General features: G+C 68.3%; 14 protein-coding genes. 5 read left to right on the forward strand and 9 right to left on the reverse strand.

Features of this window, described 5'->3' with window-relative positions:
* Window positions 1-146: 146 nt before the first annotated feature.
* From ON21_RS24575 to ON21_RS24585, 3 genes are all read right to left on the reverse strand, one after another.
* Window positions 147-485 carry a zinc ribbon domain-containing protein gene (locus ON21_RS24575; RefSeq protein ID WP_039801281.1) on the reverse strand — a complete coding sequence of 113 codons (339 nt, stop codon included), beginning with the start codon at window positions 483-485 and terminating at the stop codon, window positions 147-149.
* Between the two features lie 126 nt (window positions 486-611).
* Window positions 612-1,229 carry a response regulator gene (locus ON21_RS24580; protein WP_039801283.1) on the reverse strand — a complete coding sequence of 206 codons (618 nt, stop codon included), beginning with the start codon at window positions 1,227-1,229 and terminating at the stop codon, window positions 612-614.
* A complete protein-coding gene (locus tag ON21_RS24585) occupies window positions 1,226-2,473 on the reverse strand; it encodes a sensor histidine kinase (protein ID WP_083880857.1) in 1,248 nt (415 codons plus the stop codon). Before ON21_RS24585 ends, ON21_RS24580 begins: the two co-directional genes overlap by 4 nt.
* A 130-nt stretch (window positions 2,474-2,603) precedes the next feature.
* Here ON21_RS24585 and ON21_RS24590 point away from each other — a divergent pair, with 130 nt between their 5' ends.
* The 3 genes from ON21_RS24590 to ON21_RS24600 all read left to right on the forward strand — a co-directional run bounded on the left by ON21_RS24590 (window position 2,604) and on the right by ON21_RS24600 (window position 5,032).
* Window positions 2,604-3,650, forward strand: coding sequence for an ABC transporter permease (locus ON21_RS24590; protein ID WP_039801285.1), 1,047 nt, complete (start codon window positions 2,604-2,606; stop codon window positions 3,648-3,650).
* A gap of 95 nt (window positions 3,651-3,745) precedes the next feature.
* Complete coding sequence (locus tag ON21_RS24595) at window positions 3,746-4,531, forward strand: ABC transporter ATP-binding protein (RefSeq protein WP_051021295.1); 786 nt, start codon at window positions 3,746-3,748, stop codon at window positions 4,529-4,531.
* 24 nt (window positions 4,532-4,555) lie between these two features.
* Window positions 4,556-5,032: a hypothetical protein gene (locus ON21_RS24600; RefSeq protein WP_157170949.1), complete on the forward strand. Its 477-nt coding sequence runs from the start codon at window positions 4,556-4,558 to the stop codon at window positions 5,030-5,032.
* Window positions 5,033-5,041: 9 nt separating this feature from the next.
* Here the strand turns inward: ON21_RS24600 and ON21_RS24605 are convergent, their stop codons facing one another.
* The 3 genes from ON21_RS24605 to ON21_RS24615 all read right to left on the reverse strand — a co-directional run bounded on the left by ON21_RS24605 (window position 5,042) and on the right by ON21_RS24615 (window position 7,090).
* Entirely contained in the window at window positions 5,042-5,980 is a 939-nt protein-coding gene (locus ON21_RS24605; protein WP_157170950.1) for a protein kinase family protein, read from the reverse strand.
* A gap of 41 nt (window positions 5,981-6,021) precedes the next feature.
* Complete coding sequence (locus ON21_RS24610; RefSeq protein ID WP_039801290.1) at window positions 6,022-6,384, reverse strand: hypothetical protein; 363 nt, start codon at window positions 6,382-6,384, stop codon at window positions 6,022-6,024.
* A gap of 208 nt (window positions 6,385-6,592) precedes the next feature.
* Window positions 6,593-7,090, reverse strand: coding sequence for a hypothetical protein (locus ON21_RS24615; RefSeq protein ID WP_051021297.1), 498 nt, complete (start codon window positions 7,088-7,090; stop codon window positions 6,593-6,595).
* A 113-nt stretch (window positions 7,091-7,203) separates the two neighbouring features.
* On the opposite strand from ON21_RS24615, the gene ON21_RS36050 reads away from it, so the two are divergent.
* Both ON21_RS36050 and ON21_RS24625 read left to right on the forward strand, forming a co-directional pair.
* Window positions 7,204-8,508 (forward strand): helix-turn-helix domain-containing protein, encoded by a 1,305-nt coding sequence (locus tag ON21_RS36050; protein ID WP_051021298.1) that lies wholly within the window; start codon window positions 7,204-7,206, stop codon window positions 8,506-8,508.
* 252 nt (window positions 8,509-8,760) lie between these two features.
* The gene (locus tag ON21_RS24625) at window positions 8,761-9,420 is read left to right on the forward strand and encodes a QsdR family transcriptional regulator (protein WP_051021299.1); all 660 of its coding nucleotides are present in this window, start codon (window positions 8,761-8,763) and stop codon (window positions 9,418-9,420) included.
* Window positions 9,421-9,661: 241 nt separating this feature from the next.
* On the opposite strand, the gene ON21_RS24630 is transcribed toward ON21_RS24625, so the two are convergent.
* From ON21_RS24630 to ON21_RS24640, 3 genes are read right to left on the reverse strand one after another with little or no spacing between them, the layout of a single operon-like run.
* Window positions 9,662-11,092 carry an MFS transporter gene (locus ON21_RS24630; RefSeq protein ID WP_051021300.1) on the reverse strand — a complete coding sequence of 477 codons (1,431 nt, stop codon included), beginning with the start codon at window positions 11,090-11,092 and terminating at the stop codon, window positions 9,662-9,664.
* A complete protein-coding gene (locus tag ON21_RS24635; protein ID WP_157170951.1) occupies window positions 11,089-12,321 on the reverse strand; it encodes an MFS transporter in 1,233 nt (410 codons plus the stop codon). The genes ON21_RS24630 and ON21_RS24635 overlap by 4 nt, the downstream gene beginning before the upstream one ends.
* Before the next feature lie 20 nt (window positions 12,322-12,341).
* Complete coding sequence (locus ON21_RS24640) at window positions 12,342-13,562, reverse strand: ATP-grasp domain-containing protein (protein WP_051021302.1); 1,221 nt, start codon at window positions 13,560-13,562, stop codon at window positions 12,342-12,344.
* Window positions 13,563-13,916: the final 354 nt, after the last annotated feature.

The raw sequence follows: 13,916 nt of genomic DNA on the forward strand, positions 1-13,916 counted from the left end.
GGTTGGTCGATCGGCTGTGTCCTGCCTGCGCGCGATCCTCCGCGGAGCGCGGATGAACTGCGCAGGCATCGACCACGCTGAATGGGAGCCGCGATCCGCACGCGCCCGAGGCCGGGCGGTCGACACGCGACGGGACGTCGCTGGGGTCAGCGCTGCCAGTTGGCGTCGGGCTGGTTGGGCGCGGGCGGCTGGGGCCACTGCGCGCCGGGGCCGCCTGCGAGAGGCTGCTGGTACTGGGCGGAGGACTCGGCGTCGGCCCGAGCGAGAAGGTCGGCGACCTGCGGTCCGGCGACCGGTGACGATGCGCCGCACCAGGTGCAATCCAGATGATGCTTGGTGCTGAGCGGGAAGAGCGGGATGAAGAACAGCGTGAACTTGGTGACGAGTTTGCGCAGCGCGTGCGCGGCGGGATTGCCGCAGCGGCCGCAGATCAAGGTGATCATGGCAAGCGTGTGGATACGCTTCTGCCAGCCCCAGATCAGCATGTGAAACCCCCGAAGAGAGAAAATCCGATGCCGGTCACAGTAGTCGATCGGCCGCGCATCGGCGTCAGTGCAGAACGGCCGCTCCTCCAGCGGCGGCGATATCGCCGACCCGGCCGCGCGTCCGCGTCACAGCATGCCGCGCTCACGGGCCCGCGCCACCGCGGAGGTGCGGGAGCGCACGCCGAGCTTTCCATATATATGCACCAAGTGGGACTTCACGGTGGTCTCGCTGAGGAACAGCTGTCTGGCGATCTCACGGTTGGACCGTCCGTCGGAGACCAGCCGCAACACCTCGATCTCGCGCCTGCTCAGCGTGGTGTCGGCGCGGCGCACCCTGGTCATCAGCTTGGACGCCACCGCGGGCGAGAGCACGCTGTCGCCCGCCGCGGCCGACCGCACCGCGGCGAGCAGGTCGGCGGGCGGTGTGTCCTTGAGGATGTAGCCGCACGCGCCCGCCTCGACCGCGCCGAGGATGTCGGCGTCGGTGTCGTAGTTGGTGACCACGAGGACGTTCGGCGGGCTCGGCAACTCGCGCAACCGCGCGGTCGCCTCGACTCCCGACCGGCCGGACCCGAAACTCAGGTCCATCAGCACGAGATCGACCGGCGTGGTCGCGCAGAACGCGACGGCGGCCTCGGCGGTGGCCGCCTCGCCGACGACGGTGACATCGTCGGCGACATCCAGCAACGCGCGCAATCCGGCGCGGACGATCGCGTGGTCATCGGCGAGCAGTAGGCGGATCACGCGCGACCCTCCGCGCCCAGGTCGCGCGACTGCGTGCCTCGCGTTGCCGTTGCGCCGCGTTCCTCCGGCTCGGATTCGGCGCAGCCCGGGACCGTGTCGAGCGGGAAGGACACGGTGACCGCCGTGTGCCCCGGCTCGGACTCGACCGCCATGACACCGCCCTGCTCGTGTACCCGCGACCGCATGGCGGCCAGCCCGAACGATCCCGACGGGCTGCGCTCGAGCAGTTCGGGAGCGATGCCGACGCCGTCGTCGACCACGTCGAGATGGACCGCGTCGTCCGCGTAGGTGAGCGTCACGCGCATCCGGCCCGCACCGGCGTGCCGGATGACGTTCGAGACCGCGCCCTGCGCGATCCGGACCAGCGCGGCCTCGATCGGCATGGGCAGCCGCTCCGGCTGCCCCTCCACCACGAACCGCGCGTTCAGGCCGGGCGTGGCGGCGCGCCGGGTGATCCGCTCCAACGCCTCGGCCAGCGACTGCCCCTCCAGCGCGGCGGGAGCCAGCTCGGCGATGAGCCGCCTGGTCTCGGCGAGGTTCTCCGCGGCCGCCTCCCTGGCCAACCGGATCCGTTGCAGCGCTGGGTGATCCGGCGCTTCCTGCTCGACGGCGTGCAGCAGCAGTTGAATGGAACTCAGCCCCTGCGCGACCGTGTCGTGGATCTCGGCGGCCAGCCGCTCGCGCTCGGCGAGCTTGCCCGCCGTGCGTTCCCGTTCGGCCAAAGTCGCCCTCGCGCTGAGCAGTTCGTCGATCAGCCGCTGACGTTCGGCGGCCTCGCGGAACAAGGCCTGATAGCCGAGCCCGATGCCGACCGCGACGGCGGCTCCGATCACCGGCCCGACGACGCCGGCCACCGACCAGCCGCGGTGCAGGCCGAAGCCGACCACCGCCACGGCGGTCGCGGCGGCGACGACACAGAGATTCCACGGGCGCGGCAGCAGGTGCAGGTACAGGAAGAACAGGCCGAACGCGAGGTAACCCGCGTCCGGCGCGAGCACGACGAGCCCGAGCCACAGCGCCGTCAGCGCGCCGAGCCACACAACAATCGCGCGCCGTCGTCCGGTGAACGCCGCACCGGCGAAGTAGGTCGCGAGAAAAGCCGCGGTGAGGCTCACGGTCGCGGCCGGATGCGCGGCGCCGGGCAGCACCCCGCGCACGGCGACCACCACCGCCAAGCCCGTCATCAGCACGTGCAGGCCGAGCCGCAACGTGGTGAAAACCGGGGTCAGGGGCGACGAGTGCACCGTGCCAGCTTATGTACGGCTATCGCCGGGGCATCCATCGAAAGGTGGAAAACCACCGCCGACTTTCGCGCACCCGCGCTTCCTTCCCCGGCGCGATGGAAACGGGCCACTGCGGCGGGAGCGTGGAGACATGTTCGTCGCACTCCGAGACCTCCGCGCCGCTCGTGGCCGGTTCGCACTGATCACCCTCGTCGTCACGCTCGTGGCGGTGCTGGTGAGCTTCCTCAGCGGGCTCACGGCCGGACTCGCGCACCAGAACGTCTCGGCCGTGGAGTCACTGCCCGGCGACACCGTCGTCTTCGCCGACACCGGCGGCGATCCCTCGTTCGACGCGTCCGTTCTCACCGAGGACCAGATCGCGACCTGGCGCGCCGCCACCGTCGACGTGGCGCCGGTCGGCATCGCGCGCGGCAAAGCCGTCAGTGACGGCAGCGCCCCCGCGCAGGTCGCTCTGTTCGGCACGGACGCGGCGTTCGGCAACCGCTCGGCGACCGAGGCGGGCACGGTGTTGCTCAGCACCGGCGCCGCCGCCGATCTCGATGCCGTGCCCGGTGGTTCCGTCGCGATCGGCGGACGCGCCTTCACCGTGACGGCCGTGCGCGGTGACGACTGGTACAGCCATACGCCCGTGGTCTGGATGACGCTCGCCGATTGGCGCGCGCTCAACCCGCGTTCCGGCGCGGCCACCGTGCTCGCGGTATCGGGCGCGACCGATCCGCAAGCGGCGAACGCCACCGCGCACACCCGGACCACCGACTTGTCCGGCGCGCGCTCGGCGATCGGCTCCTACCAGGCCGAGAACGGCTCGCTCACCCTGATGACCGTCCTGCTGTTCGCGATCTCCGCGCTGGTGATCGGCTCCTTCTTCACCGTGTGGACCATCCAGCGGATGCCCGATATCGCCGTGCTGAAGGCGTTGGGCGCGACCTCGGGCTCGCTCGTCCGCGACGCCCTACTCCAAGCCGCGACCGTGCTCGCGGCCGGTATCGCGACGGGCCTGGGCATCACCGTCGCCGCGGCGGCGCTGCTCGGCGACGCGGTGCCGTTCGTGCTGAGCCCGGCCACCACACTGCTCCCCTCGGCCGCTCTGATCCTCCTCGGCCTGCTCGGAGCGGCATTCGCCCTGCGCTTCCTGTTCACCGCGGACCCGCTCACCGCACTCGGCGCGAGCCGCTGAACTACGGCGCCCGCTCTCCCGACCACCGATCGCGGCGGATCACTCGCGGTGGCGAGCACCCACCGCGCCGCCAGCCCACAGCACTGGAGTTCCAGATGACGCCCACACCCACCACGCTCACCCTCGCGGACGTAACGCTCACCTACCCCGACGGCGCGGGCCGCCTCACCGCCCTGGACCGAGTGAACCTGCACGTCTCCTCCGGCGAGATCGCCGCCATCACCGGCCCATCCGGCTCCGGCAAGTCCAGCCTGCTGGCCGTGGCCGCCACCCTGACCCGCCCGGACTCCGGGCACGTCCGGCTCGAAACATCGGACGGGCCGGTCGATCTCGCCACGGTGAGTCGGCGCGAGGCCGCGGCACTGCGCCGTTCGTCCATCGGGATCGTCTTCCAGCAGCCGAATCTGATCCCCGCGCTCACCGCCGTCGAGCAGATCGAAGTCATGGCGCATCTAGGGCAACGGATCGTCACCTCGCGCCGCCGACGCCGCGAACGTCGCGACCGGGCACTGACTCTGCTCGATTCCGTCGGCCTGGCCGACCAGCGCGACAAGCGCCCCGCGCAGCTGTCCGGCGGGCAACGGCAACGAGTGAACATCGCCCGCGCCCTGATGAACGCTCCGTCCCTGCTGGTGATCGACGAGCCGACCAGCGCACTGGATTCCGAACGCGGCGCGGCGGTGATCGACCTGATCCTGTCGGTCGCCCACGACCACGCGGCCGCCACCCTCCTGGTCACCCACGACCGCACCCACCTGCACCGGATGGACGCGGTCTACCGCATGGTCGACGGACGCCTCGCTCCCGAGACGGCTGCGCCCGTGCGCCTGCCGTCAGGTCTCGAGTCGCCGCCGGAGAGGCCCGCGGGATTGCCAATTTAGTATGCTCCTGCTTATCATCTGCACATGCAGATAAATGACGCACTCCACCGATCCGACGACCAGCCCAGCGGGCCGGATGAGCAGCCGTTTTCCACCGGGACCATGCTCATGCCCTGGCAAGCCGGGCCGCGACACGACACCCGGGGTCCGGTGTTCGTCAGCGTGACCGACTTCCTCGCCGCGTCCGAAGAGGACGTTCAGGCGATCTACAAGACCGGAATGCGGCTGGGCCGGAACTGGCCGGTGATGCACGGCGCGGTCGGCCTGTGGTTGTGGGCCCGGCCGTCGGAGTCGCGCGGCGGCTCCATCTCGGTGTGGGAAACCGAGCAGGACATGCGACGGTTCGTGCGCTGGCCGGTGCACGCAGACATCATGCGGAAGTGGCGCGGCCGAGTCGGTCTGGCCACCGACTCCTGGCAGGCCGCCGAATTCGAAGCGGAGGAAGTGTGGGCGCGGGCGCGGAACACGATCGAACGACGCCCGCACCCGCAGGCCGGATGATCCAGCGGATCATGGTGGCAAGACCCTGGCGTCGGCCGGGATCATGCCGAGTTCGCGTATTTTCTCCAGCCGGGTCACCGCGCCGTTGATGGCGTTCTCGTGCAGACCGGCGTCTCCGAGCGCCGCTCGAAATCGGTCCATATCCACGCCGTGGACCGCGCGGAGCACATCCCCTTCGAGGCGCTCACCCTTCTGCGCCATGACGAAATCGGAATCGATATTGATCTCCAGCGGTCGGGTCGACAGCGGAAACGATCGACCGTGGTCGATGGCGACCACTTCCAGCTGCCCGTCACGTTCCACGGTGCGATAGTTGCCGGGATGCCGATCCATGGCACCGATGATGTAGTCGAGCACTGCGACCTGCTGTTGCTGCGTTTTCGGATACTCCCCCACCGGCCGGGCGGGCTTGGACTCGACGAACTGCTGGATCATGCCGGGCCCGGACGCTCTTCCGTCGGGACCGATCACGCCGTCCGTCCGAGCCGTCGGAGGCACCCGGCCGAAGCCGAGTAGTTCATCGACCCGATATGCCGCGATCTCCCGGCTCGTCAGCGCGCCGGGAGCGTGTACGAAGGGCAATCCCGCGTCGTATTGCTCACCGTGGATAGGTTTGTAGACGTTGAGTTCACCGTCGTCGGAAAGCATCTTCTGCACTGTCGTGGAGCTTTTCAGCGCTTTTTCTCGCATATCACCGTCGAACCCGACATCGGTGGTCAGCCGACGCGCGCTCATCGCCGATTCGGTCGCGCTCGGCCGGTAGTCCCACGTTCGCTGCCGAGCCACCTGCGCCGGATGCGGCCGCACCTGGGTGCGCGCCTCTTCCACCAGATGCGAGGACCGCTCGTCGACGTCCCGGAACTCGCGAGCGCCGAGGTCCAGTGTGCGGCTGGTGCGCCGGTAGGTGCCCGCCGCGGTCTGGGTGCCCAGATCGAGGGTTCTGGTCAAGCGCCGGGTGATGTTGCGAAGTAGAGGGGTGACAGCGTCTTTCACCGAGAGGGCGGCGGGGCCGCGCCATCCGAACCCGGTGCGGGCGGCGCCGACCAAGGCGTGTGGACGCCGGGTCGCTTCGGCTCGTCCGGGGTTTCATCGACGACGCGGTAATAGCTCATCCCGTGGACGTCGAGCAGCGCGCGCAGGAAGTGCGGACCTTCGTCCGGCGTTATTCGCCCGGGCGGGTCGAAAACTTTGACACCGCGCTCGTACAACCTTTCGGCGATCGGGCATCCGTCACGATCGGTCACCGTGAGCGTCACGCCCCCGCCAGGAACCAACCTGAATTCGGCTACTCGGCGTTCCGGCGAATAACCGACGTCATAGATCGCGACCAGAGTCGGCGTGTACTCGGCCATGAACCCTCACCTTCACCTGCGACGAACCGCCCGGCAGCGGCCCGGCATCCGGCCGGAGCGAGGCTCCGGCCGGATGTCGACGTCTCATGAAGGGCAACCTACTACCGAACGGTCTGTTTCTCGCGGTGGGGTTCGCGCTCTCGCGGGCCGCGAGATTCGGGTATCAGCGACCGCGCGACGAAGCGAGAGCGGAAGTGCTTTCGATCGACTACGCGCGCGGCCCGGAAAAGCCGCGGTGTGGCGCGGAGGGCGGACGCCGAGCGAAACCACGCGGCGGGGCGTGCCGCGATTCGAGAGTGATCAGCGCGCACACCGCCATGATCTCGTCCGCACGGAATTCCACATGGTCGAGCGCGGGAGTGATCACCGCGAACGCACCGACGCGACCGACCACGGTGAGCAACGCGGCGAGCGAAGCGGGTGCGGTCGGGCCCGCGACCAGCGTTCGTGCCAGGTCGAAGCCCGACGCCTTCGCCAGCGCCCGGATTTCCATTTCGTGCCTGCGCGTGCGCTGCCCGGAGATGTCGCGGCGCAGGTACCCGACCACTTTCGGCTTCATGATCACCTCTCGTTCGATGGGAGCGCCCGCCGCCGGGGGCTTTCGCCACCGCTCGCGGCTCACCGCGTCCGGAGTGCCGTGCCCGCACGGCATCACCCCGGCGGCGCGCGCACCTCGAGCCTCGAGGAACTGAAGGGACATCACCACGCTGTCAAGCGCACGAGACCAAGTGCGCGATATCTGCGGTTGTCCCTCCCCACCTGCGCGATCGTGCCCTAAAGTCCGCTCATAACTTCGAATTTCGAGTCAGGGGGCCGAAGGTGAGGGACAACGAGATCGACGGCGTATGGGAGTCGCCGCAATTCCGCAAGTTGCTCGCCGAAGGACAACCGGGGCGCGCCCTGGCTCTCGTCCGCAAGGAAATGGGCCTGTCGCAGGCCGATTTCGGTGCGTTGCTGCACTGGGACCGCACCCACGCGGGACGGGTGGAACGCGGAGAAGTGGGAACCATCTTCGACATTCGCGAACTGGTCCGCGCCGCCGACGCGCTGGGCGTGCCGCGCACCGCATTGCTTCCAATCTTGCTGGGTCCGGCCGATCCGAGGACCATCGAAGATGGGGGTGAAGGAGCCGACGACATGGACCGCAGACAATTCGGCCTCGCTGCGACGATCACGACATTGGCGGCGAGCGCTCCGGCGACCACGGTGCCGACGCGAGTCGGGTCCAGCCATGTCGACTACTTGCGGACGCTGACGCAACGCATGTGGCAGCACGACAATCACTTCGGCGGCGGGGACATCGCCGAATTCGCGCTTCGTCAATACGGTTTGGCACGTCGCCTGCTCGACCACGGCACCTATGGTCGGGAAACCGGCGTGCGGCTGTTGGCCGAGACGAGCCGACTCGCTCGGTGCGCGGGCTGGCTTTGTCTGGACGCCGGTCGCCCAGCCGTCGCCCGGCGGTGCTACGTCGAAGCGGTGCTGATGGCCGAGCAGGCCGACAACGACGAACTGCTCGCCAATGCGCTGGCCAGCTTGACGTTTCTGACCACAGACCGGCCGACCAGCCGAGAACCGGTGCGGCTGGCACAGCGGGCCAGTCACCTTGCTCGCCGGATCCCGTCGGCTCGGCTGAATGCCGTTCGCTCCGCGCGGGAGGCCGTGGCGCATGCGGCGATCGGCGAACGACAGGACTTCGATCGGGCGATGACGCGCGCCTGGCGTGAGGTCGATCGAGGGCTCGACGATGTCGACGAGCCGGTATGGCTGCACCACGTGACGCCGTTCGAGATCCGGTCCATCGAGGCCAGGGGCCGGGTCTATCTGGGTCAGCACGACCGGGCGGTGGGCATCTACCGGGAAACGATCGGCACCCGCGGCACCCAGCGTCCGCGTGACGAAGCGTCCTACCGCGCCTACTACGCCGCAGCCCTCGCGGGCCTCGGCGACACCACCTCCGCCATCACCGAAGCACACACCGCCCTCACCCTCCTCGAAGGCCCCGTCAACTCCCCACGCCTCTTGGCCGAACTGCGCCCGGTACGCGTCGCCGCCACCCACACCCACGGCGACGACGCCGAACACTTCCGCCACCGCTTCGACGCGCTCGCCTGCACGGCGTGACCTGACATGTGACTTTGCAGCGCAGCCGCCGAGACCAAATGCGTCAGATCGGCGGTTGTCCCTTCAAACCTGCACGGTTGTGCTCGAAGATCCGCTCATGCCACCGGATTTCGGGTCAGGAGGCCGAAGGGGCGGATAATCCAGTGTTGCACCAAAATGATGATCCGTAGCCGTATTGCAATGTTTCTCCAAAATGTTGCATACTGTGCTGGTCGGCATGCATTTCGAGACAACCGCAGGGAGGTGCGCAGGATGGCAAGGCAGGCCCCCCGCTCCGCCGACACACCGTTGCGGCGCCATCTCGACGGCACCGCGACGTCACGTCCGACCGCTCTCGACGCCTTCCGCGAAGCCCGCAGAACCTTCCTCGCCGGCGACCGTGTGGACATGCAAGCGCTGGCCAAGGGTCTCGCCGTGGACCGCGCCACCCTGTATCGCTGGGTCGGATCCCGCGACCAATTGCTCACCGAGATTCTCTGGTCACTGATCGAACCCACCCTCGCCCGCTCGCGGAAGGCCCACTGCCACTCCGGACCCCCCGCCGTGCCCGGTCAGTCCCCGGCCGCAGCCGTCATGAACGAGGCCATGCGCGCCGTCAACACGAATCCGGGCATGCAGCGCTTCATCGACCGCGAGGGCGAACTGGCCCTGCGCCTGCTGACAACCAAGGCGTCCGGTTTCGAGGCCCGACTGATCGAACTGATCGCCGAGATCATCCGCGAGGAGACCGCCGCCGGTCGCCTGCAATCGTCGATCCCTTCCGAAGATCTTCCGTACGTACTGGTCCGCGTCATGGAGTCCTATACCTACCTCGGGCTCATCACCGGCCAGCAGCCCGACCATGATCGTTCCGCCAGGGTTGTCAACGCACTCCTACCCTGCGGGAAGACCAGCGGTCCGGATGCGGAGTAGCCGACCGGAAGCTGCGTGACGACAGGTGCGTACCTCTTCAGCGGAATCCCCGCTTCCCCGCGAGCCGGATGTCCACATCAGGTTTACCGGACCTGCCGGTGTATTCGACTACATAGCTTGTCGAACAGCAGTCCGAAACCTGATGCGAAAGTGGGCCGAGAGTCACTGTCCGGAAGTATCGGCGCTCGAAGTCGGCGATCCGAGCATCGAATACCGTCGGCTGCCTTGTGAACGACTGTGGCTACTTCCCTGACGGCGGGGCGGCCACCGCGTCGGTTGCCGGTCGAGGCATGAGTGCCGCGGCGAGCATCGCGCCGGCGACGAACAGACCGGCGCAGATCCACATGGCCGCGCGATAGCCCGCACCGAAGGCGATGCCGTCGGTGAGCGGCGTGCGGGAGATGCCGACCAGGCCGGGAATCGCGGCGATGGCCAGCAACTGGGCGACGCGGGCGATCGCGTTGTTGACCCCGGAAGCAATTCCCGCCTCCTCGGTCGGCACCGCGGCGAAGACGGATTCGGTCAACGGAGCCACGAACACCGCCATGCCCGCGCCGAGCAGGAGGACGCCGGGCAGCACCGCGGTGGCATACGAACCGTCCGCACTGATTCCGGCCAGTGACATCACTCCGGCGGCGGACAGCAGCAGGCCGATGGTCATCGGCAGGCGCGCGCCGTGCCGCTGCGCCCACCGCCCGATCCAGCCCGACGACAGCAGCATGATCGCGGTGATCGGGATCGTCGCGGTTCCGGCGACGAGCGGCGAATACCCGGCGACGATCTGCAACTGGAGCAGCAGCAGGAACAGCACACACCCCAGGGCGGCATACACCGGCAACGTCACCAGATTGACCGCGGTGAATTGCCGCGACCGGAACAGCGCGGGCGGCACCAGCGGGTTGCGGACACGGGTCTGCACGATCACGAAGACGGCCACCAGCACCGCACCAGCCGCCTGCATCCCCACCTGCCCCGCGATGAAGCCGTAGGTCAGCACCACCAGGCCCGTGACGACCACCGCCGTACCGAGCAGATCCGGCCGCCGCGGCGCGTACGGATCCCGCGACTCCGGGACGCGGCGCATCGACACGACGGCCACGGCCACGGCCAACGGGACGTTGATCAGGAACACCGAGCGCCATCCGGCCAGTTCCACCAGCCAGCCGCCGACGATCGGCCCGGCCGCGCCGGCCACTCCCCCGAGACCCGACCACATGCCGATCGCCGCGCCTTGATCACGCGGATCCAGCGACGCCGCGATCAGCGCGAGACTGCCCGGCGTGATCAGCGCGCCCGCGACCCCCTGCACCACTCGCGCCGCCACCAGCGTCGCGACGTCCGGCGCGACACCGCACCACGCCGAGGCCAGCGCGAAGACCACGCTGCCCCAGACGAATACCGCGCGACGACCGTACCGATCGCCCAGCGCCCCACCCACCAGGATCAGCGACGCCAGGGCGAGCGTGTAGCCGCTCACCACCCACTGCAGGCCCACCATGTCGGCGCCGAGGTCCGCCCCGATCCGCGGCACGACGAGATTGACCACGGTGGTGTCGAGGGAGACCAGCGCCGAACCGAGCACGGCGGCGGCCATGATCCACCGGCCCGCGCCGGAGCGCAGCCGTGGCCGTTCGGCGAACGTCGGCCCTGCCGCCGCGATGACGTCGCTCATCTGGCCGCGAGCACCAGATACCTGTCGCGGGTCGACTCGGCCCAAGCGACGACGAGGGGAGACAACAGTCCGGCGGCCAGCAGGACGAATCCCGTGACGTACCAGCCGACGACGCCGACATCGACGCACAACCAGGCCAGCAGCGCCGGGCCGACGGTGTCGGCCATACGCAGGCCGATGCTGAAAACGCCCAGATAAGCGCCGATCTCACGGGGCGGGGCGAGCAGGTTCGACGCTTCGAAGCCGCCCGCCGTCTGCCACAGCTCCCCCACGCTCAGGATCGCGCCGCCCGCGACCAGGATGAGCACCGCGATCCAGCCGCCGTGGCCGCGCGCGGAAGCGAACAGGACGCAGGCGACCAGGAACGCCCAACCGCAGCGCCGCAGCGCCGCACCCGCCGCGGGCACGTCCAGGACGCGTCTGCTGGCGCGGACCTGGAACAGCACCACGATGGCGATGTTGAGCATGTCCAGCGTGGCGATCGACCAGCGCGGCGCCGTGGTGGCGCCGATGATCCACAACGGAATGGCGACCGACTGGATGCGGTATTGCAGCGACAGCACACCGTCGAGCGCCGTCAACGCCAGATACGGCCGGTCGCGCAGGGCCGCCCACCGGCTCCGGCCGCCGGGCGACTCGGCGCAGGCGGGTCGCAGCGCGGGCAGCCGGCCGACCAGCAGGGCCGCCAGGGCCAGGAAGATCGCGCCGACGACGATCGCCGTGCGGTAGAGCAGTGCGGAGTCGAACTGCACCGCCAGCGCGGACAGACCGATGCCGACGGCGATGCCCACATTGAGCACCGACCGCGTATAAGCACGAAATTCGTTGGCCCGCTCGGTGACGATCTTGGTGATGATCGCCGTGGTCAGCAATTGCACGCATGCCTGCCCGGCGGCCGCCGCCGGGACGACGAGCAGATACATCGCGAATCCGTCGACCGCGAGGAATCCGAGCGTGGCTACGGCCGCCACGATCAGACTGCGGCGCAACACCAGCAACGGATCATGCCGATCCGAGAGTTTGCCGACCAGTACCCCGCCCACCACGCAGGCGGCTCCGGCGATGCTGAGTCCAACACCGACGCGCATCGGCGAAATGCGCACGATCCTGGTGAAATACAGGACCACGGTGGACAAATAGATTCCGCTGGAGACAGCGGATGCCGCGGTGATCAGGGCCAGCATGCGCTGCGGACCCGGCGGCGGTAGCGCTACGGAAAGCCGAGACACGACAGACAAGTCCGAGCAGATCAGGCGACCGCCGCCGCGACAGGTGAATCGAGCGCCGTGCACACCATTCGGAACCCGCTCACGGTGCGCCGCACCGATTCCAGCACTTCCGCCGTCGATTTCCCGCGAATGCGAAATGCCGCACCGATATCGGCGTAGCCGAACGTTTCGGTGATCACCGACCCCACCTGCGGAATCGAGCAGTGATAGGGGGCGTGTGCGTCCGGAACCGCCCAGTGCACGTCCACCACCCGGCACGGCGGCGCCACCGGCGGGCGGATGAGCAGTTCGGCGACCACCTCGCCGTCGGTGAGCGGCGGCGTGGCGGGCGTCCGGCCGAGCTGGATGTCGACCGCAGCGCCGAGCAGGTCGTATCGGTGCACCTCGCGCCACATGTGGGTGGTTTGCCCACCGCACGCGCGCGCCGCGACCTCCAGAAACTGGACCCGCGGAGAATCGCCCTCGTCGCCGACGAAGAATTCGAGATGGAATACCGTCGGGACGCCCGAGCTGAGCGCAGAGAGAACCGAGTCTGCGAACTCGGTCAATGTACCTATCAATACGGGATCGTCGACCTCGACATAACCCAGGCTTTCCCCGTCGTTGGCGAAATCGAGGCAGGTTCCGAGGTATTTCGAAGCCCGCCACGGCCCGAGTTCTGAACCCGTCCACACGCCGTCTATGGCGCCGACTTCGTCCGGGCAGAATTCCTGGACCAGGAATGGCTCCGCAGCGAGGTCGGGCAATGCGGTCAGATCCGCCTCGGAATTCACCTTGACCACATCGCGGCTGCCGGCGCCGAATCGCGGTTTGACGATGATCGGGAAACCGGATCGCGCGGCGAATTCCGCGACCGAGGACAGGTCGGGAGCATCGCGGAAAGCGGGCACGGAAACGTTTCGGGCGGCGACCGCCTCGGCCATGGTCAGTTTGTCGCGGAACCGGGTGACGTAGTCCGCCCGGTCGCCGGGGATACCGAATTCCGCGCGCAGTTCCGCCGCTGCCAGGAGGTCGAACTCGTGCAGTGCGACAATGCGTTCCGGTGTGCCGAACCGCGCCGCGAGATCGCGCACCGCATCGTGCACCGGAGTCGCCCCGTCGAGGACCGTGACCGCCGCCGCCTGCTCGGGTATCCCGTCCAGCAGCCCGCTCGCACAGACATAGGTGACCAGATTGCCAACGTGATCGATACGTTCGGTATACGGAACATCGACACCACGTACGCGGTGGATCACGGTCACGTGTGGTAGCACAGATTCCTCCGTTTGAAGTCGGCTCACTGAAGTCAAATAAGGCGCCGGAAACGAAGACAGAGTTACGACTCCGCCAACACCCGGCAGCACGGCGGAGAATCATCTGGTGCGAAGACTGATTATGCGCTCACGTAGCGCGTGACCCATCCCTCATACCGCTAAGTATGCACCTTCCCAGGCTTGGCAATTCTTCCCCGAAATGAGAAACGCAGACATATCCGAGCGCGTTGTACGCTGGCCTGTTCGCGCCACGGGCGTGGCCGGTTCAGCGATCCGAAAATCCTCAGCTCAGACGATTGCTGCGTATTTTCTTAGAAGTTGCTGTGAACTGTCCGGCCGAGC

This window comes from Nocardia araoensis NBRC 100135 (genome assembly GCF_000308435.1).
In the GTDB taxonomy this organism is placed as follows: domain Bacteria; phylum Actinomycetota; class Actinomycetes; order Mycobacteriales; family Mycobacteriaceae; genus Nocardia; species Nocardia araoensis.